The organism is Stenotrophomonas sp. YJH_SMC_53 (assembly GCF_059369995.1).
Genome location: NZ_JCAFTF010000003.1, coordinates 368,536 through 386,407 on the forward strand (window position 1 = coordinate 368,536; position 17,872 = coordinate 386,407).

The following is a 17,872-nucleotide window of genomic DNA, read 5'->3' on the forward strand; positions in this document are numbered from 1 at the left end:
ATGCTCGACGGGCGCCCCGCTGCTCTGGTGGATGCCAACCATCTCCCCGCCCCGGCAGGTGCCCAACCTTGGTTGGCACACCTGCAGCCGACCATGGCTCGGCACTACAAAAAGCGGGCTTGCCGCCCACCGCAACCAGCGCTAGCGTGCGAAGGCTACTCCTCGGAATCCCACCCGTGACCCTGCCTGCTTCCCGTAGACGCTTCCTGCAACTGGCCGGTGCCGGCCTCGCCGTCGCTGGCAGCGGACTGCCGCGGCTTGGCCAGGCCCAACCTGCGGCCGCCGTCGCCCCGGCCCCTGCCGAAGGCGTGGTACTGCTGAACTTCAACGAGTGCCCCTACGGCCCCTCGCCGGCGGCCCAGCAGGCCGCGCGCGACAGTATCGCCAGTTGCGGCCGCTACCGCTTCGCCCTGGCCGCACAGGTGCGCGATGCCTTCATCGAGCAGGCACGTATTCCGGCCGACCACGTGCGCCTCTATCCCGGCTCAAGCGAGCCGTTGAACCGGGCCGCCACGGTGTGGACCGGGCCGCAGGCGGGATTGGTGGTGGCCGACCCGACCTTCGAGACGCTGGGCGAGGTCGCCGCTGCTCGCGGCGCCCATGTGCAGAAGGTGCCGCTGCGCGACGACGGCGCGCATGACCTGCGTGCGATGGTCGCCGCCGCGCAAGCGCGCCCGACCGGGCTGGTGTATGTGTGCAATCCGAACAACCCGACCGGTTCGATCAGCCCACCGGATGAGCTCGCCTGGCTGCTGGCCCACAAGCCCGCATCGACCCGCGTGCTGGTCGACGAGGCCTACCTGCAGTACAGCGAGCAGCCGAGCCTGATCGCGCAGGTAGCGCAGCGCGATGACCTGATCGTGCTGCGCACGTTCTCCAAGCTGTACGGCATGGCCGGCCTGCGCCTGGGCGTGGCGGCCGCACATCCCGACCGCCTGCGCGAACTGGCCAGCCTGGGCGACAACCCACTGCCCGTGCCAGCACTGGCCGCAGCACTGGCCAGCCTGCAGGATCCCCAGTTGATCGCGCAGCGGCGCCTGCAGAATGCCCAGGTGCGGCAGGCCACCATCGCGTGGCTGGGCAAGCGTGGTTTCAGCTGCGTCCCGTCGGAAGCGAACTGCTTCGTGGTGGATGTGCAGCGCGACGGTGCCGCCTTTGCCAAGGCGATGGCAGACAACGGCGTGATCATTGGCCGCAGCTGGCCGATCTGGCCACAGCGCGTGCGCGTGACCGTCGGCACCGAAGACGAAATGGCCGCATTCCGCCGTGCGTTCGCCAAGGTGGCCGGCGTACCGGCCTGACCCCGTTGGTGGGGGCGAACTTGGTTCGCCCCATCCACGCATGGCGTGGATCTGCTGTTGTGGATGCCGACCATTGGTCGGGGTGGGTGCCGACCGTTGGTCGGCACGCCATGGCGCTCACCAGCGCGGGGTCTTGGTCAGCGGCGGTGCCTGGTGCTGGCGGTCGTAGGCACGCAGCTCGTCGCGGATGTGCGCGATGCGCTGGCGGCCCAGGGCATTGCGGCTGTCATCCAGCACCACGCCATCGAGCAGCTCGGCCATGCGCTGCACGGTCGGCAGCATCTTCTCCCAGGCATCAAGCGCGGTCAGCGGCGCCGGCAGGGTCAGGAAGAAGGCGATGGCCGGGGTTTCCATGGCACGGATGTTGGCCATGTCGAAGCTGCCCGGCTTCATGATGCTGGCCATCGAGAAGATCGGGCCGCGCTCGGGGTGGCCTTCCACCAGGCGGTGGAACACGTTCATGTGGCCGAATACCAGGCCGGTCTTCTCCGCCGCCACCACGATGTCTTCGCCGCGCAGCTGCTCGCCGGCACGGGCGGCCACGAACAGCGAGACGATCTTGTCGAAATCCTGGGTGGTGCGCTTGCCGACGTCGTTGGCCGCGCCCGGATCGGTGTCGGCCAGGCCAAGTTCGGCCTGCTCGCCTTCGCCGCCCATGCCCGGTTCGACGCGGCCCTCGGCCACCACGACGCCGTCCTCGCCCAGGACCGGTTCGCGGCGCTCGCCACTGGTCGGTTCCGCGTTTTCCACGCGGCGCCCCTGGGGCTTTTTCTTCGGACGGCCAAACAGGAAGATCGCGGCGATCAACAGCAGGCCGGCGGCCAGGATGCCGATGCGCAACAGTGCCGTGTCGGACATTCGATAGGTTCTCCGGCTAGTTCATTCAGGTAACTAGGATGGCACGTCAGGCCGCGCCCGCCAATCGCGCGGCTTCTTCCAGGTCCACGCTGACCAGGCGGCTGACGCCCGGCTCACGCATGGTCACGCCCGACAGCTGGTGCGCGGCCTCCATCGTCGCCTTGTTGTGGCTGACGAACAGGAACTGCACCTTCTCGCTCATTTCCTTGACCATGTTGGCCAGGCGGCCGACGTTGGCTTCGTCCAGCGGCGCGTCCACCTCGTCCAGCAGGCAGAACGGGGCGGGATTCAACTGGAAGATGGCGAACACCAGCGCCACCGCGGTCATCGCTTTCTCGCCGCCGGACAGCAGCGAGATGCTCGACACGCGCTTGCCCGGCGGGCGCGCCATGATGGTCACGCCCGTGTCGAGCAGGTCTTCACCGGTCAGTTCCAGGTAGGCGTGGCCGCCACCGAACAGGCGCGGATACAGGGCCTGGACGCCGGCGTTGACGCGGTCGAAGGTGTCCTTGAAGCGCCCGCGGGTCTCGCGATCGATCTTGCGGATGGCATCCTCAAGTGTTTCCAGCGCCGTGGTCAGGTCGGCGTGCTGCGAATCCAGGTAGTCCGAACGCTGCGAAGCCTCGCCGTACTCGTGGATGGCGGCCAGGTTGACCGGCTCCAGCCGGCGCATGCGTGCGTCGATCTGGTGCACGGCCTGCTCCCAGTCGCCCAGGCGGGCGTCCTCGGGTAGTGCATTGAGCACGTCCTGCAGCACGAAGCCGGCCTTTTCCACTGCCGCCTGCAGGGTGTCGGCGCTGAGCACCAAGGCCTGCTGGTCGAGCTTGCGCTGCGAAATGCGCTCGCGCTGGGCCAACGCCTGCTCGTCGCGCTGGTGGCGGGTCTGCTCGTAGTTGCGCAACTCGGCGTCGATGCCGTCCAGCAGCGTTCGCGCCTCGGTCAACACACGGTCGGCCCGCACGCGCTCTTCCAGCGCGTTCTGGTGTTCGGCCTGCAGCGATTCGACCGGCGAATCCCCTTCGTCCAGCTGCGAGTGCAGCTCGCCCAGCCGCGCGTCCAGCTGCCCGCGCTGGGTGCCCATGCGTTCCAGCGCCTGGCTCAACGAGGCCAGCTGCGCGCGCTGCGATTCCAGGGTCAGGGCCAGCGAATGCGCGCGCTCGCGTACCGCGCGGGCGGCATCGCGGGCCAGGTCGCGGGCCTCGGTCAACTGCCGACGTTCGCCCTCCAGCCGCTGCCGGGTCGATTCCAGGTCGCCCATGCTGCTGACCGCACTCTCCAGCCGCGAGCGCGCTTCCCGCGCCTGCTCGTTGTTGGCTTCCAGCGTTTCCTGCAACTGCTTCAGCTCGCCCTCGATGCGGTCGATGCGGGTGCGTGCCGCTTCCACCTTGCCCTGCTGGCCCTGCAGCTGGCCGGCCAGCTCGGACACCGCGCGGTGGGCCTGGTAGAGCGCGCGCTGCGCGTCCTCGCGCTGCTGCTCGGCCGCCTGCAGCTGCTCACGGAAACCGCTCAGCTGCTCTTCCAGCTCGGCCTCGCGGTCCTGCAGCTGCTCGATCTGCTCACGCAGTTCATTGATCTCACGCTCGCGCAGCAGCGCACCCTGCTCGGCGGCACCGGAGCGCGACACGCGCAGCCAGCCCTGGCCCAGCCGCTCGCCGCCCTGGGTGATGATCGAATCGCCTTCCGGCAGGCTGGCCTGCAGGGCCTTCGCCTCGGACAGGTCCTTCGCACCATGCAGGTGCGCCAGCAGCCGACGGATCGCCGCCGGGCCGCGCACGCGTGCCGCCAGCGAGGTCGGCGCCACCTTCAGTTCAGAAGCATCGTCGGCGACCAGCGCAATGTGGCCTTCGCCAAGTTCGCCCAGCGCGCCGACCAGGCTGGCCGGGTCATCGACCAGCACGCCTTCGATCAGCTGGCCGAGCGCACTTTCCACCGCGTTTTCCCAGCCGGCATCCACGTCCAGGCGTTCGCCGACGCGCGCCGCCGAATCCAGCCCGCGCGCCTTCAGCCAGGCCACGGCTGCACCCTGCTCCTGGCCCAGCGCGGCCTGCTGCAGGGTTTCCAGCGAGGCCAGGCGACCGCGCAGGCCGTTGGCCTGCTTGCGCAGTTCAGCCAGTTCGTTCTGGCCATTGCGCTGCTGTTCCTGCACTGCCGTCACGCCCTGCTTGCGCAGCTCGACGTCTTCACTCAATTCATCCAGTGCGGCCTTCTGCGTGTCGTGCTGCAGGTGCAGCTGCTCGAAGGCTTCTTCCAGCGCGTCCACGTCCAGGCCTGCGCGTTCGGCGGCCAGGGCCTCGCGACGCCGGTCGGCGTCGAGGATCTGCTTGTCCAGGTAGTCCACGCGCGTGCGCTCGACATCGCCGGCGCGCGAGGCTTCCGAACTCTGCGAGGTGTGCTGTTCCCAGCGCTGCTGCCAGCTGGCCAGCCGCTCTTCAGCCTCACGCAGGCTTTCCTGCTTGATCTCGTTTTCTTCCTGCAGTGCTTCCAGCTGCGGAGTGGCGGCCTCCACCGCCTCGCGCAGCACCCTCAGTTTGGCCTCGTCGCCGCTGATGTGCTGGCCCAGTTCGGCCAGCGCCTGCTGGGTTTCATCGCGCGCCTTGTGCAGGCGCTGCGACAGCTCGCGCTGGTGCTGGATCTGCTGCTCCAGGCGCGCCAGCGTGCTGCCGACCTGGTAGACCGCAGCCTGCGCGGTGTTCAGCGCGTCGGCGGCCTCTTCGCGCCGCGCGCGCGAGGTCTCGATGCGCGCCTCGGCATCACGCTGGTCGGCGATCAGCTGCTGCAGCCTCGTCTCTTCCTGCGACAGGCCTTCGCGCAGCTTCGACAGGCGCCCGTCGAGGCCGCGGAATTCCAGCGCCTTCCACTCGGCATCCTTGACCCGGCGCTCTTCCTGCAGGGCCTGGTACTGCTCGGCCTGCTTGGCCTGGCGCTTGAGGTGCTCCAGCTGCTTGCTGATCTCGTCGCGCAGGTCGCCCAGCCGGTCCAGGTTCTCGCGGGTGTGGCGGATGCGGGTCTCGGTCTCCTTGCGGCGCTCCTTGTACTTGGAGATGCCGGCTGCCTCTTCCAGGTACACACGCAGGTCTTCCGGGCGCGCCTCGATGATCTGGCTGATCATGCCCTGCTCGATGATCGAGTAGCTGCGCGGGCCCAGGCCGGTGCCGAGGAACAGGTCGGTGATGTCGCGGCGGCGGCACTTGGTGCCGTTGAGGTAGTAGTTGCTGGTACCGTCGCGGCTGACCGTGCGCTTGACCGAGATTTCGTTGAACGCGGCGTACTCGCCGGAGATCGTGTGGTCGGAGTTGTCGAAGATCAGCTCGACCGTGGCCTGCGACACCGGCTTGCGGGCATTGGAACCGGAAAAGATCACGTCGGTCAGCGAGTCGCCGCGCAGGCGGCTGGCCGAGCTCTCGCCCATGACCCAGCGCACGGCGTCGATGATGTTCGACTTGCCGCAGCCATTGGGGCCCACCACGCCGGTCATGTTGGTCGGCAGGTGCAGGGTGGTCGGATCGACGAACGACTTGAAGCCGGACAGCTTGATCGTGGAAAGACGCATAGGGGTTCCGGACTGGGGCCGGCAAGCGGCCTGCGTTTACCCTCCAAGTCATTGATCCTGTTGGGATCGATGCCCGTGGAACGGGTGTGACGCCCTGAGTATACCGATGTGGCCGTGTTCTACGAATGGGCGTGGAACATTGCCCGGCCCTGCCCCGCCGGCCGCACGTGGCCCGAGCTGGCGAAACGGAACCATAAAACAAAACGGGCACCCTTGCGGGCGCCCGTTCTGCGGTGATGCCAGGCCTTGCGGCGTGGAATCAGGCTTCGGCGACGACGACGACCTTGACGGTGGTCTCGACGTCGGCGTGCAGGTGGATCAGCACGTCGTACTCGCCGATGTTGCGGAAGGCGCCTTCGCCCAGGATGACTTCGCTCTTGCTGACCGGCAGGCCGGCAGCGGTGAAGGCATCGGCGATTTCACGGGCGCCGACCGAGCCGTACAGCTTGCCTTCGGTCGAAGCGTTGGCCGGGATGGTCACGCTCGCGCCGTCCAGCTTGGCCTTGCGGGCGTCAGCTTCGGCGTGGATGGCCTGGGCCTTGGCTTCGTATTCGGCGCGCTTGGCTTCGAACTCGGCCTTGTTGCTCTCGGTGGCCGGCACGGCCTTGCCCTGCGGCACGAGGAAGTTACGGCCGTAGCCCGGCTTCACGTCGACCAGGTCGCCCAGGTTGCCGAGGTTGGTGACTTTCTGCAGGAGGATCAGCTGCATGGTATTGCTCCAGATGAGTTATTCGTTAGCGAGGCGATGCCCCGCAACAAAGGCTGTCCGAATAGCTGGCACAGCGGGGGCGGCACCGGGCCGCCCCGCCGGCATCAGACGTCGTGGTTGTCGGTGTACGGGATCAGGGCCAGGAAGCGAGCGCGCTTGACGGCGGTCGCCAGCTGGCGCTGGTACTTCGACTTGGTACCGGTGACGCGGCTCGGCACGATCTTGCCGTTCTCGGTCAGGTACTGGCGCAGGGTGTTGAGATCCTTGTAGTCGATCTCCTTCACACCTTCAGCCGTGAACTTGCAGAACTTGCGGCGACGGAAGAACTTGGACATGGGAAGGCTCCTTAGGCGGCGGAAGCGGCGTCGTCGCCGGCTTCGTTGTCAGCGGTGGTGGTGGACTCGCCTTCTTCGTCGTCACGACGACGGCGCTCACCGCGCTCCGGCTTGTCACCCTTCTCGTCCTTGCTCTTCATGATCAGCGACTGCTCGGTGTCAGCCTCGTCACGCTTGATGACCAGGTTGCGCAGCACGGCGTCGTTGAAGCGGAAGCTCTCGGTCAGTTCGTTCAGAACGGCCTGGTCGGCTTCGATGTTCATCAGCACGTAGTGGGCCTTCACCAGGTTCTGGATCGGGTACGCCAGCTGGCGGCGGCCCCAGTCTTCCAGGCGGTGGATGGTGCCGTTGCCGTTCTCGACCAGCGACTTGTAGCGCTCGATCATGGCCGGGACCTGCTCGCTCTGGTCCGGGTGGACCATGAACACGATTTCGTAATGACGACTCATGTTTTTTTCTACCTTTCGGATGTGGCCTTTCGGCCGGACAGCCCCCCGCCGTTGAGACCGCGGTGGGGCAAGGATTCCCGCCAGGAAGGCAGGAAGCCGCGCATTATGGCGCAGATGGGAATGGCGGGCAACCGGGGGCACCCGACCTTCTGAACCGGAGTGCCCTGCCCCGGTGCCGATCAAGGTCGGCACCCACCAGGCGGGTAGCGCCGGGCCATGCCCGGCGGGCGCCAAAGCCGCGCGTCAGGCCTTGTCGGCGTCGGTGGTGAAGCTCTCGCCGCAGCCGCACTCGGCGGTGGCGTTCGGGTTGCTGAACGTGAAGGTCTCGCTCAGGCCATGCTTGCCGAAGTCGATCACGGTGCCGTCCACCAGCGCCAGGCTCTTGGCGTCGACATAGATCTTCACGCCGTCCTGGTCGAACACGGTATCGCCCTCGCGCTCGTCTCGGGCCAGGTCGGTCACGTGGCCCCAACCGGAGCAGCCGGTCCTGGTCACGCCGAAACGCAGGCCCAGCGCGCCGGGGGTCTGGGCGACAAAGCGCTGCACGCGCTCGAAGGCAATGGGGGTCAGGCTGACGGCCATGGGGCTACTCCAGAGGTACGGGAACATTATAAGGAGCCGTTGCCGCGAAAAATGCCTCGCAAGCAGAACGCTGCAACCGGTAAACTCCCGTGTTCACAGATCGAGTCGATCAGCAGAGGATTCAAGTCATGACGGTGGTCAGCGTTGAACATGCGCTTGCCGGGAAGATCCCGGAAGGCGGCGAAGTCACGGTACGCGGATGGGTGCGCACGGTGCGCGGTTCAGCGAATCTGGCCTTCGTGAATGTGAGCGACGGCTCCTGCTTCGCCCCGATCCAGATCGTGGCCAACGACACCCTGGCCAACTTCGACGAGATCAAGCGCCTGACCAGCGGCTGCTCGGTCATCGGCACCGGCACCCTGGTGAAGTCGCAGGGCAAGGGCCAGTCGTTCGAGATCCAGGCCAGCGCACTGGACGTGGTCGGCTGGGTCGAAGACCCGCTCACCTACCCGATCCAGCCCAAGCCGATGTCGCCGGAGTTCCTGCGCGAAGTCGCGCACCTGCGCCCGCGCACCAACCTGTTCGGCGCAGTCACCCGCATCCGCAACTGCCTGGCCCAGGCCGTGCACCGCTTCTTCCACGAGAACGGCTTCAACTGGATCAGCACCCCGATCATCACCACCTCCGATGCCGAAGGCGCCGGCCAGATGTTCCGCGTGTCCACCCTGGACATGGTGAACCTGCCACGTGACGAGAAGGGCGCGATCGACTTCAGCCGCGACTTCTTCGGCAAGGAAACGTTCCTGACCGTGTCCGGCCAGCTGAACGTCGAGGCGTACTGCCTGGCGCTGAGCAAGGTCTACACCTTCGGCCCGACCTTCCGCGCCGAGAACAGCCACACCACCCGCCATCTGGCGGAGTTCTGGATGATCGAGCCGGAAATCGCCTTCGCCGACCTGGCCGAAGACGCACGCCTGGCCGAAGAGTTCCTGAAGTACCTGTTCCGCGCCGTGCTGAACGAGCGCAGCGACGACCTGGCCTTCATCGCCGAGCGCGTGGACAAGAACGCGATCACCAAGCTGGAAGATTTCATCAACGCACCGTTCGAGCGCATCGACTACACCGATGCGGTCAGCCTGCTGCAGAAGTCCGGCAGGAAGTTCGACTTCCCGGTGGAATGGGGCCTGGACCTGCAGACCGAGCACGAGCGCTGGCTGACCGAGGAGCATGTCGGCCGTCCGGTGGTGGTGACCAACTATCCGGAGCACATCAAGGCCTTCTACATGCGCCTGAACGACGACGGCAAGACCGTTGCCGCGATGGATGTGCTGGCCCCGGGCATCGGCGAGATCATCGGTGGCAGCCAGCGTGAGGAGCGCCTCGACGTGCTGGACGCGCGCATGGCCCAGTTCGGCCTGGATCGTGAGCACTACAGCTGGTACCGCGACTTCCGCCGCTATGGCTCGGTGCCTCACGCCGGCTTCGGCCTGGGCTTCGAACGCCTGGTGGTGTACGTCTGCGGGCTGTCCAACATCCGCGATGCGATCCCCTACCCGCGCGCCCCGGGCAGTGCGGACTTCTAAGGCCCACACGTCCACGGAGGTACGGCTCCCATGACCCTGTTCTTCGCCCTGTGTTTCGTCGGCGTTGCAGTGGCCGGGTTCAGTGCCTTCGTGATCTTCTGGCCGCTGACCCTGGTGCACGTCCGCGACCGTCATCCGGCGCTCGCCGAGCGCTTCGGCAGCGGCGCCTTCCTCAAGCCCGATGCCCTGGCCTGGCTGTTGCGCCGCGACTATCGCCAGCAGCCGGACCGCTCGCTGTCCGGGCTGGCGACGCCGGCCTGGGTATCGCTGCTGACCCTGCTGGCCGGACTGGGCATGGCCGCCCTGCTCTGGCTGGCCTCGCTCTGGTAACCCCCATGAATGACATTTCCGCCTCGCGCGACAGCTGGTGGCTGGCCAGCCTCGGCAACACCCTGATCTGGGCGCGCCTGCGCGTTCGCCCGGCCGGCACCGCTGAGGTGCTCGACAGCGACGGCAATACGCTGAGCTATGACAGCGAAGACACCGCCCGTTCGCAGCTGTTCGACGCCGAATTCGTCGAGTATGACGGTCTGGACGAGGAAGACGCGCTGGTGCGCGGCTTCAGCCTGCACGAAGTGCAGCCGCCGCAGGCCGACAACGACGAAGGCCTGCGCGGCCGCATGATCCAGTCGCTGGGCGCGCGCGCCTGATCCAGGCATGTTCACTCCACGCGCCTTCGCCGAGACCGACCTGCTCTGGCTGGACCGCCTGCTGGCGCGTGATCCATTCGTCACTGTGCTCACCCCCGGCAGCGATGGCCTGCCGGAGCTGACCCGGATGCCGGTGCTGTACCGGCGCGAGGGCGAGCGCATCGAGCTGCGCGGGCACTGGGCCCGCGCCAACCCGCAGTCGCGCCACGGCGGTGCGGCCAAGGTGCTGGTCGACGGACCACACGGCTACGTCTCGGCCAGCTGGTATCCGGACAAGGAGCCTGCCGCGCGGGTGCCGACCTGGAACTACGCCGCCGCCGAGCTGCGTGGCCAGTTGCACACCTTCGACGACACCGATGCGCTGGCCGGGCTGGTCGGCACGATCAGCGACCACTTCGAAGCCAGCGTCGGCCAGGCCTGGCAGTTCGATGCCACGCGTGCCGAACATGGCCCGGAACTGCGTGCCATCGTCGGCTTCCGTTTCCAGGTCGAACACGTGCAGCTGAAGCTGAAGCTGAGCCAGAACCATCCCGACGCCAACCAGCGCGCCGTGATCGCCGAACTGGAACAGCTGGGCACCCCTTCCTCCACCGAGTTGGCGCAGTGGATGCGCTGGCACCGCGAACAGGCCGCCCGCAGCGGCTGAACACCCCCGATTCCCGCGACGTCGCAGCTGGATGGCTGCGGTGCGCCCCACCCGACGCCAGGGACCCGAACATGAAAGACATCCACAAGCTGCTGCAGAACAACCGCGACTGGGCCGACCGCATCGAGAAGGAGGACCCCGACTTCTTCCACCAGCTGGCCAAGCAGCAGCATCCCGAGTACCTGTGGATCGGCTGCTCCGATTCGCGCGTGCCGGCCAACCAGATCATCGGCATGGCGCCGGGCGAAGTGTTCGTGCACCGCAACGTCGCCAACGTGGTCGCCCACACCGACCTTAACTGCCTGAGCGTGGTGCAGTACGCGGTGGACCAGCTGAAGGTCAAGCACATCCTGATCGTCGGCCACTACGGCTGCGGCGGCGTGCATGCCTGCCTGCACAACACCCGCGTCGGCCTGGCCGACAACTGGCTGCGCCATGTCGGTGACGTGGTGCAGAAGCACCAGGGCATCCTCGACGCCATCGAAGACGACGAACTCAAGCACGCCCGGCTGTGCGAGCTGAACGTGATCGAGCAGGTCGCCAACCTCTGCCGCTCGACCATCGTGCTGGATGCCTGGGCCCGCGGCCAGAAGCTGATGGTGCACGGCTGGGTCTACAGCCTGAAAGACGGACGCGTGCGTGAAATGGGCATCGACGTCGGTTCGCTGGAAGAGCTGCAGCCAGCGTATGAAAAAGCGCTGTCCTTCGTGCCGCGCAAGGGCCGTCGCGACTGATCCCCACACGGATGACCACCATGCTCGCTCCACCGATCAACCTGCACGCCTGGATCGAAGAGAACCGCCACCTGCTGAAGCCGCCGGTGGGCAACAAGATGATCGACAACGGCGATTTCATCGTGATGGTGGTCGGCGGGCCGAACTCGCGTACCGACTACCACTACGACGAAGGCCCCGAGTGGTTCTACCAGCTCGAAGGCGAGATGGTGCTGAAGGTGCAGGAGGACGGCGCGGTACGCGACATTCCGATCCGCGCCGGCGAGATCTTCCTGTTGCCGGCGAAGGTGCCGCACTCGCCGCGGCGCCCGCCCGGGGGCATCGGCCTGGTGGTCGAGCGCAAGCGGCTGCCGCATGAGATGGACGGCGTGATCTGGCACTGCGAGCGCTGCAACCACAAGCTGCACGAAGAGTATTTCCCGCTGCAGAACATCGAAACCGACCTGCCCAAGGTGTTTGCGCGCTACCACGCCAGCCTGGAACTGCGTACCTGCAGCCAGTGCGGGCACGTGGACCCGCTGCCGGTGCCCGCGGCGGGTTGAAAGGCCGGTGGGCATGGCGATTGCTGTTACCTCCGCCGGGCATGGCCCGGCGCTACCGATGCGCGTGATCCCCAGGTAGCGCCGGGCCATGCCCGGCGAGCGCGCCGCGCGGCATCACGCCGGCCCCAGGCGCTACACTGGCGGTCCCGTTGCAGCCTGTTGCCCGACCATGTCCGACCTGCTCAGCCGCACCCACGCCATCGCCCTGGACGCCGCCGATCCGCTGCGCCCGCTGCGTGGCGAATTCCTGATTCCGCGCCATGGAGGCGGCGAGCAGACCTACTTCGTCGGCAACTCGCTGGGCCTGCAGCCGCGCGGTGCGCAGGCAGCGGTGCAGGAAGTGATGAAACAATGGGGCGAACTGGCGGTGGAAGGCCACTTCACCGGCCCGACGCAGTGGCTGTCCTACCACCGCCTGGTGAGCGCGCAGCTGGCCCGCGTGGTCGGCGCGCTGCCCAGCGAGGTGGTAGCGATGAACACGCTGAGCGTGAACCTGCACCTGATGATGGTCAGCTTCTACCGGCCGACCACGCAGCGCCCGGTGATCCTGATGGAAGCCGGCGCATTCCCGACCGACCGCCACGCGGTGGAAGCTCAGATCCGCTTCCATGGTTTCGACCCGGCCGAGTGTCTGGTGGAAGTGCAGCCGGACGAAGCCAACGGCACGATTTCGCTGGCCGCGATCGAACGCGCCATCGCCGAGCACGGCCCGCGCCTGGCGCTGGTGCTGTGGCCCGGCGTGCAGTACCGCACCGGCCAGGCCTTCGACCTCGATGCGATCACCCGCGCCGCACGCCTGCAGGGCGCACGCATCGGCTTCGACCTGGCGCACTCGGTTGGCAACCTGCCGCTGCGCCTGCATGAGGTGGCGCCCGATTTCGCCGTGTGGTGCCACTACAAATACCTCAACAGCGGCCCGGGCGCGGTGGCCGGCGCGTTCGTGCACGAGCGCCACCATCGCGACACCACCTTGCCGCGCTTTGCCGGCTGGTGGGGCCATGAGGAATCGACCCGCTTCCAGATGGCGCCCCAGTTCACCCCCGCCATCGGTGCCGAAGGCTGGCAGTTGAGCAATCCGCCGATCCTCGGCCTGGCACCACTGCGTGCCTCGCTGGACCTGTTCGAGCGTGCCGGCATGGAGGCGCTGCGCAGCAAATCGCTGGCGCTGACCGGCCTGCTCGAAGCACTGGTCCGCGCACGCCTGCCGCAGGTGCTGGACATCATTACCCCGGCCGATCCGCAGCGCCGCGGCTGCCAGTTGTCGCTGCGCGTGATCGGTGGCCGCGAGCGTGGCCGTGCACTGTTCGAGCACCTGCGCGGCATCGGCGTGCTCGGCGACTGGCGCGAGCCTGACGTGATCCGCATCTCGCCCACCCCGCTCTACAACCGCTACCTGGACGTGCACCATTTCGTCGAGGAAGTGGAAGCCTGGGCCGGCCTGTAAGCCGACCCCTCCCCTGCTGCTGGACAGTTCGTTGATCGCACACGCCTCCCGCTCGTTGAGCATTATCGGTGCCGGCCTTGCCGGGTCCCTGCTGGCCATCCTGCTGTCACGGCAAGGCTGGCGCATCACCCTGTACGAACGCCGTGGCGATCCCCGCATTGCCGACTACGAGAGCGGTCGTTCGATCAACCTGGCGTTGGCCGAGCGCGGGCGCAATGCACTGCGCCAGGCCGGCGTGGAAGACGAGGTGATGGCGCGCGCGGTGATGATGCGCGGGCGCATGGTGCATCCACGCGACGGCGAACCGCAGCTGCAGCGCTATGGCCGCGACGACAGCGAGGTGATCTGGTCGATCCATCGCAGCGATCTGAACACCACGCTGCTGGAACTGGCCGAACAGGCCGGTGCCACCGTGCACTTCCATCGCCGCCTGCATACCGTGGATTTCGACGCGGGCTACGCGCGTTTCATCGATGACCGTGACGACAGCCCGCACGACATCCGCTTTGACACCCTGATCGGTGCCGACGGCGCGGGCTCGGCACTGCGCGCGGCGATGAACCGTCGTGCGCCGCTGGGCGAGGACATCGCCTTCCTTGACCATTCGTACAAGGAACTGGAGATCCCGCCGGCCGCCGACGGCGGCTTCCGCATCGAGCGCAATGCGCTGCACATCTGGCCGCGCGGCCACTACATGTGCATCGCGTTGCCCAACCACGAAGGCACTTTCACGGTCACCCTGTTCCTGCCCAACCAGGGCGATCCCAGCTTTGCCACGGTCAACACCGGCGCGCAGGCCGAGGCGCTGTTCGCGCGCGAGTTCGCCGACACCCTGCCGCTGATTCCCAACCTGCGCAAGGACTGGGAACAACACCCGCCGGGCCTGCTCGGCACGCTCACCCTGGAACGCTGGCATCAGCAGGGCCGCGCCGTGCTGATCGGTGACGCCGCGCATGCGATGGTGCCGTTCCACGGCCAGGGCATGAACTGCGCATTCGAGGACTGCGTTGCACTGGCCCGCCAGCTGATGGAGGCCGATGACCTGGAAAGCGCGTTCGCCGCGTTCGAAGCCGAGCGCAAACCGAATGCACGTGCCATCCAGCAGATGGCGCTTGAGAACTACCTGGAGATGCGCGACCGCGTGGCCGACCCTGCATTCCTGCTGCAACGCGAGCTGGAGCAGGAACTGCAGCGGCGCTGGCCGACCCGCTTCGTGCCGCATTACACGATGGTCACCTTCCTGCACACGCCATACGCCGAGGCGCTGCGCCGCACCGAACTGCAGCGCGACCTGCTGGTTGCAGCCACCGCCGGTCACGATTCACTGGACAACATCGACTGGGCCGCACTGGAAGCGCAGGTCCACGCGCAGTTGCCGGTCCTGGAGGGCGCGCACTGATGGCAGACAGCTTCCTGTTCTACGACCTGGAAACCTTCGGCCAGGACCCGCGGCGCACGCGCATCTCGCAGTTCGCCGCGATCCGCACCGATGCCGACCTCAACGAGATCGACACGCCGGTCAGCTTCTTCGTGCGCCCGGCAGACGACCTGCTGCCCTCGCCGATGGCCACCCTGGTCACCGGCATCACCCCGCAGCAGGCCCTGGCCGAGGGCATCAGCGAGGCCGAAGCCTTCGACCGCATCAACGAGCAGCTGTCGCGCCCCGGCACCTGCGCACTTGGCTACAACACCCTGCGCTTCGACGATGAGTTCGTCCGCTACGGGTTGTTCCGCAACTTCCACGATCCCTACGAGCGCGAGTGGCGCAATGGCAATTCGCGCTGGGACCTGCTGGACATGCTGCGGTTGATGCGCGCGATGCGCCCGGACGGCATCCGGTGGCCGCTGCGCGAAGACGGCGCCACCTCGTTCAAGCTCGAGCACCTGGCCGAGGCCAACAACGTGCGCGAAGGCGATGCGCACGAAGCGCTGTCAGACGTGCGCGCCACCATCGGCATGGCTCGGCTGTTCAAGCAGTCGCAGCCGCGCCTGTGGGAGTACGCACTGAAGCTGCGCGACAAGCGCTTCGTCGGCGGCCTGCTGGACGTGGCCGCGATGAAGCCGGTCCTGCACATTTCCATGCGCTACCCTGCCAGCCGCCTTTGCGCCGCACCGGTTCTGCCCTTGGCCGTGCACCCGACCATCAACAACCGGGTGATCGTGTTCGACCTGGAAGGCGAGATCGACGACCTGCTGGAGCTGCCGGCCGAGGTGATCGCACAGCGCCTGTACATGCGGGCCAGCGAGCTGCCCGAAGGCGTGACACGCGTGCCGCTGAAGGAAGTGCACCTGAACAAGGTGCCGGCACTGATCGCATGGAACCACCTGCGCGCCGATGACCATGCGCGCCTCGGCCTGGACGTGGCCGCGATCGAAGCCAAGGTGGAACGGCTGCGCGCGTTCGCTCCACAGCTGGCCGAGAAGGCACGCCAGGTCTACAACCAGCCCCGCGTCGCGACCGTGGCCGATGTCGATGCCTCGCTGTACGACGGATTCCTCGGCAACGGCGACAAGCCGCTGCTCGCGCTGGCACGCACCACCGCGCCGGAGCAGCTGGCCGCGCTGGAAGGCCGCTTCCGCGACCCGCGCCTGCCAGAGCTGCTGTTCCGCTACCGCGCACGCAACCATCCCGGCAGCCTCGCGCCGGCTGAACACCAGCGTTGGCAGGATTACCGCCGCCAGCGCCTGCTCGGCGACGGCGGCCTGGGCGAACTCAACCTGCCCCAGTACCAGCAACAGCTTGATGCACTGGCCGCCGAAGCGCCCGGCGACGCGCGGCGCCAGGCCCTGCTGCAATCGTTGCGCGACTGGGGCCAGCACCTGCAGGAGACGCTGTGAGCACCTATTTCTCGGACGCCAGTTTCAAGTTCCTGCGCAGCCTGGCGCGGCACAACGACAAGACCTGGTTCAACGACCACCGCCAGCAGTATGAAGACCACGTCCGGCAGCCGTTCCTGCGCCTGCTGGGCGACCTGCAGCCGGCACTGGCCGAGGTCAGCGAGCACTTCCGCGCCGATACCCGCGGCGTCGGTGGCTCGCTGTTCCGCATCCACCGTGACGCGCGCTTTTCCAACGACAAGTCACCGTACAAGACCTGGCAGGGTGCGCGCCTGTTCCATGAGCGCCGCCGAGAGGTGGCCGCGCCGTCCTTCTATGTGCACCTGCAACCCGGCGAGAGCTTCGTCGGCGCCGGCCTGTGGCATCCGGAACCGGAAACCCAGCGCCGCGTGCGCCATTTCATCCTCGACAACCCGGGCAGCTGGAAGGCCGCCGCGCACGCGCCGGCCCTGCGCAAGCGCTTCGATTTCGAGGAGAGCGAGAAGCTGGTGCGCCCCCCTCGTGGCTTCCCGGCCGACTTCGAGTTCATCGACGACCTCAAGCACCGCAACTGGGTGATGTGGCGCTCGCTGGACGACGCCACGATGACCGGCCCACGCCTGCTGTCCACGCTGGGCAAGGACCTGGCCGCGCTCGGCCCGTTCGTCGACTACCTGTGCGCTGCGCTGGACCTGGAATTCTGATGTCGCAGAATCTTCCGCTGGCCCGCCAGCGGCGCGTGCTCGGCCGCACCGGCCTGGCCGTTTCACCGATCGGATTGGGCTGCTCCGGCTTCTGGGGTCATCGCCGCTTCCCCGAGCATGAGGCGGCTGCCGTGGTCGAACATGCGCTTGCCCACGGGGTGAACCTGCTCGATACCGGTCACAACTATTCCGGCTTCCATGCCGAGCCGCGCCTGGGCCGCATCCTGCGCCCGTTGCTGAAGCAGTACCCGCGCGATTCACTGGTGATCTCAAGCAAGGGCGGCACGCTGACCGGCCAGGCCGGCATCAGCGGCGCCGAGCAACGCAACTTCTCGCCCGCGGCCATCACCGCCAGCTGCGAGGCGTCGCTGCGCAACCTCGGCCTGGACCATCTTGATGTCTACCAGCTGCATGGCGCCAGCGAACACGACATCAGTGACGACCTGCTGGCGGCACTGCAGCGCCTGCGCGAACGTGGGTTGATCCGGTACACCGGCATCAACACCCACTCGGCCTCGACCCTGCGCTGGATGATCGCCCATCCGGACGCCTTCGATGTGGTACTGCTGGACTACAACGCCCTGCAGCAGGACCGGGAACCGCTTATCGATCGGCTGCAGGCAGTGGGCATCGGCGTGCTGGCCGGCACCGTGCTGGCGCAAGGACACCTGCTGCCCGCGCGTGCGCGCCTGCCACGGCTGGCCGATGGCTGGTATCTGGCGCGCGCGTGGCTGAAGCCCAGCAGCCGCCAGCTGATGCGCAGTGCTCGCCAGATGCGGCGCGCGGTGGCCACGATCCACAGCCAGCGCCCGGCCCAGACCACCTTCGCCTATGCGCTGGGCCATCCCGGCGTTGCCAGCGGCATCCTCGGCACCACCCGCACCCGCAGCCTGGACGAAGTGCTGGCGACGCGGCTGGAGGCGCTGACTCCGGCAGAACGCCAACGGCTGGTCGATGCCTTCGGTGATGGCCGTGGTTCGCCCAGTCAGTGAGTCTTCACCCGGCACTGCCGCCGTTGCGGCAGTCTG

General features: G+C 67.4%; 18 protein-coding genes. 12 read left to right on the plus strand and 6 right to left on the minus strand.

Going from position 1 to position 17,872, the window contains the following annotated elements; all coding sequences use genetic code 11:
• Window positions 1–176 precede the first annotated feature (176 nt).
• Window positions 177–1,301: a pyridoxal phosphate-dependent aminotransferase gene (locus AC5P7X_RS06945; protein ID WP_065178621.1), complete on the plus strand. Its 1,125-nt coding sequence runs from the start codon at window positions 177–179 to the stop codon at window positions 1,299–1,301.
• Window positions 1,302–1,418: 117 nt separating this feature from the next.
• On the opposite strand, the gene zipA is transcribed toward AC5P7X_RS06945, so the two are convergent.
• The 6 genes from zipA to AC5P7X_RS06975 all read right to left on the minus strand — a co-directional run bounded on the left by zipA (window position 1,419) and on the right by AC5P7X_RS06975 (window position 7,784).
• A complete protein-coding gene (zipA, locus tag AC5P7X_RS06950) occupies window positions 1,419–2,159 on the minus strand; it encodes a cell division protein ZipA (RefSeq protein WP_053500863.1) in 741 nt (246 codons plus the stop codon).
• 46 nt (window positions 2,160–2,205) lie between these two features.
• Window positions 2,206–5,709 (minus strand): chromosome segregation protein SMC, encoded by a 3,504-nt coding sequence (gene smc, locus AC5P7X_RS06955; RefSeq protein ID WP_329842446.1) that lies wholly within the window; start codon window positions 5,707–5,709, stop codon window positions 2,206–2,208.
• A gap of 259 nt (window positions 5,710–5,968) precedes the next feature.
• Window positions 5,969–6,418, minus strand: a complete 450-nt coding sequence (rplI, locus tag AC5P7X_RS06960) for a 50S ribosomal protein L9 (protein ID WP_043398478.1) — start codon at window positions 6,416–6,418, stop codon at window positions 5,969–5,971.
• A gap of 104 nt (window positions 6,419–6,522) precedes the next feature.
• Entirely contained in the window at window positions 6,523–6,753 is a 231-nt protein-coding gene (gene rpsR, locus AC5P7X_RS06965) for a 30S ribosomal protein S18 (RefSeq protein WP_002804494.1), read from the minus strand.
• An 11-nt stretch (window positions 6,754–6,764) separates the two neighbouring features.
• The gene (rpsF, locus tag AC5P7X_RS06970) at window positions 6,765–7,202 is read right to left on the minus strand and encodes a 30S ribosomal protein S6 (RefSeq protein ID WP_006452997.1); all 438 of its coding nucleotides are present in this window, start codon (window positions 7,200–7,202) and stop codon (window positions 6,765–6,767) included.
• Window positions 7,203–7,445: 243 nt separating this feature from the next.
• Window positions 7,446–7,784, minus strand: coding sequence for a HesB/IscA family protein (locus AC5P7X_RS06975; RefSeq protein ID WP_005417401.1), 339 nt, complete (start codon window positions 7,782–7,784; stop codon window positions 7,446–7,448).
• A gap of 128 nt (window positions 7,785–7,912) precedes the next feature.
• Between AC5P7X_RS06975 and asnS the strand changes: the two genes are divergently transcribed.
• From asnS to AC5P7X_RS07030, 11 genes are all read left to right on the plus strand, one after another.
• On the plus strand, window positions 7,913–9,307 hold the full coding sequence (gene asnS, locus AC5P7X_RS06980) for an asparagine--tRNA ligase (RefSeq protein WP_005417402.1): 1,395 nt from the start codon (window positions 7,913–7,915) through the stop codon (window positions 9,305–9,307).
• A gap of 30 nt (window positions 9,308–9,337) precedes the next feature.
• Window positions 9,338–9,637, plus strand: a complete 300-nt coding sequence (locus tag AC5P7X_RS06985) for a hypothetical protein (RefSeq protein WP_005417403.1) — start codon at window positions 9,338–9,340, stop codon at window positions 9,635–9,637.
• A 5-nt stretch (window positions 9,638–9,642) separates the two neighbouring features.
• Entirely contained in the window at window positions 9,643–9,957 is a 315-nt protein-coding gene (locus tag AC5P7X_RS06990; RefSeq protein ID WP_005417404.1) for a hypothetical protein, read from the plus strand.
• A gap of 7 nt (window positions 9,958–9,964) precedes the next feature.
• Window positions 9,965–10,603 carry an FMN-binding negative transcriptional regulator gene (locus AC5P7X_RS06995; RefSeq protein ID WP_053500867.1) on the plus strand — a complete coding sequence of 213 codons (639 nt, stop codon included), beginning with the start codon at window positions 9,965–9,967 and terminating at the stop codon, window positions 10,601–10,603.
• Window positions 10,604–10,674: 71 nt separating this feature from the next.
• Complete coding sequence (gene can / locus AC5P7X_RS07000; protein WP_005417406.1) at window positions 10,675–11,337, plus strand: carbonate dehydratase; 663 nt, start codon at window positions 10,675–10,677, stop codon at window positions 11,335–11,337.
• Window positions 11,338–11,357: 20 nt separating this feature from the next.
• Window positions 11,358–11,879 carry a 3-hydroxyanthranilate 3,4-dioxygenase gene (locus AC5P7X_RS07005; RefSeq protein ID WP_049439577.1) on the plus strand — a complete coding sequence of 174 codons (522 nt, stop codon included), beginning with the start codon at window positions 11,358–11,360 and terminating at the stop codon, window positions 11,877–11,879.
• A 169-nt stretch (window positions 11,880–12,048) separates the two neighbouring features.
• Window positions 12,049–13,323: a kynureninase gene (kynU, locus tag AC5P7X_RS07010; protein WP_005417408.1), complete on the plus strand. Its 1,275-nt coding sequence runs from the start codon at window positions 12,049–12,051 to the stop codon at window positions 13,321–13,323.
• Between the two features lie 31 nt (window positions 13,324–13,354).
• Window positions 13,355–14,722, plus strand: coding sequence for an FAD-dependent oxidoreductase (locus tag AC5P7X_RS07015; RefSeq protein WP_053500712.1), 1,368 nt, complete (start codon window positions 13,355–13,357; stop codon window positions 14,720–14,722).
• On the plus strand, window positions 14,722–16,161 hold the full coding sequence (gene sbcB, locus AC5P7X_RS07020) for an exodeoxyribonuclease I (protein ID WP_005417410.1): 1,440 nt from the start codon (window positions 14,722–14,724) through the stop codon (window positions 16,159–16,161). Before AC5P7X_RS07015 ends, sbcB begins: the two co-directional genes overlap by 1 nt.
• Window positions 16,158–16,844 (plus strand): DUF2461 domain-containing protein, encoded by a 687-nt coding sequence (locus AC5P7X_RS07025; RefSeq protein ID WP_053500718.1) that lies wholly within the window; start codon window positions 16,158–16,160, stop codon window positions 16,842–16,844. The genes sbcB and AC5P7X_RS07025 overlap by 4 nt, the downstream gene beginning before the upstream one ends.
• Complete coding sequence (locus AC5P7X_RS07030) at window positions 16,844–17,836, plus strand: aldo/keto reductase (protein ID WP_053500719.1); 993 nt, start codon at window positions 16,844–16,846, stop codon at window positions 17,834–17,836. The genes AC5P7X_RS07025 and AC5P7X_RS07030 overlap by 1 nt, the downstream gene beginning before the upstream one ends.
• The last annotated feature ends 36 nt before the right edge of the window (window positions 17,837–17,872 follow it).

What these genes read in the sequence shown, in the direction of transcription:
- zipA (WP_053500863.1), bottom strand. Translation starts at nt 2,159, where the DNA reads ATGTCCGACACGGCACTGTTGCGCATCGGCATCCTGGCCGCCGGCCTG.
- smc (WP_329842446.1), bottom strand. Translation starts at nt 5,709, where the DNA reads ATGCGTCTTTCCACGATCAAGCTGTCCGGCTTCAAGTCGTTCGTCGAT.
- rplI (WP_043398478.1), bottom strand. Translation starts at nt 6,418, where the DNA reads ATGCAGCTGATCCTCCTGCAGAAAGTCACCAACCTCGGCAACCTGGGC.
- rpsR (WP_002804494.1), bottom strand. Translation starts at nt 6,753, where the DNA reads ATGTCCAAGTTCTTCCGTCGCCGCAAGTTCTGCAAGTTCACGGCTGAA.
- rpsF (WP_006452997.1), bottom strand. Translation starts at nt 7,202, where the DNA reads ATGAGTCGTCATTACGAAATCGTGTTCATGGTCCACCCGGACCAGAGC.
- AC5P7X_RS06975 (WP_005417401.1), bottom strand. Translation starts at nt 7,784, where the DNA reads ATGGCCGTCAGCCTGACCCCCATTGCCTTCGAGCGCGTGCAGCGCTTT.
- asnS (WP_005417402.1), top strand. Translation starts at nt 7,913, where the DNA reads ATGACGGTGGTCAGCGTTGAACATGCGCTTGCCGGGAAGATCCCGGAA.
- AC5P7X_RS06985 (WP_005417403.1), top strand. Translation starts at nt 9,338, where the DNA reads ATGACCCTGTTCTTCGCCCTGTGTTTCGTCGGCGTTGCAGTGGCCGGG.
- AC5P7X_RS06990 (WP_005417404.1), top strand. Translation starts at nt 9,643, where the DNA reads ATGAATGACATTTCCGCCTCGCGCGACAGCTGGTGGCTGGCCAGCCTC.
- AC5P7X_RS06995 (WP_053500867.1), top strand. Translation starts at nt 9,965, where the DNA reads ATGTTCACTCCACGCGCCTTCGCCGAGACCGACCTGCTCTGGCTGGAC.
- can (WP_005417406.1), top strand. Translation starts at nt 10,675, where the DNA reads ATGAAAGACATCCACAAGCTGCTGCAGAACAACCGCGACTGGGCCGAC.
- AC5P7X_RS07005 (WP_049439577.1), top strand. Translation starts at nt 11,358, where the DNA reads ATGCTCGCTCCACCGATCAACCTGCACGCCTGGATCGAAGAGAACCGC.
- kynU (WP_005417408.1), top strand. Translation starts at nt 12,049, where the DNA reads ATGTCCGACCTGCTCAGCCGCACCCACGCCATCGCCCTGGACGCCGCC.
- sbcB (WP_005417410.1), top strand. Translation starts at nt 14,722, where the DNA reads ATGGCAGACAGCTTCCTGTTCTACGACCTGGAAACCTTCGGCCAGGAC.
- AC5P7X_RS07030 (WP_053500719.1), top strand. Translation starts at nt 16,844, where the DNA reads ATGTCGCAGAATCTTCCGCTGGCCCGCCAGCGGCGCGTGCTCGGCCGC.